The organism is Legionella pelazae (assembly GCF_052527395.1).
On record NZ_JBNVZS010000044.1, the window covers coordinates 1 to 218 of the forward strand.

Genomic DNA, 218 nt, shown 5'->3' on the forward strand with positions numbered 1-218 from the left:
CTCGTTAATCTCTACCAAATTGTTAATGAACCTCTGGATTATACCAGATAAAAAACCACTGAAAGACGGCTTAGGCCTTCACTTAAAATGGTTTTTTATCTTGTCAATCCTGGTGGAGCTGGGGAGGTTCGAACTCCCGACCCCCTGCGTGCAAGGCAGGTGCTCTCCCAGCTGAGCTACAACCCCATATCCCCCTTCTAAGGGTAAGTCATTACTTG

The 218-nt window shown here is 46.8% G+C and carries 1 tRNA gene; it reads right to left on the reverse strand.

Annotated elements, in window-relative coordinates:
• Positions 1 to 110: 110 nt before the first annotated feature.
• Positions 111 to 186, reverse strand: a tRNA-Ala gene (locus tag ACQUW5_RS15330).
• Positions 187 to 218 lie beyond the last annotated feature (32 nt).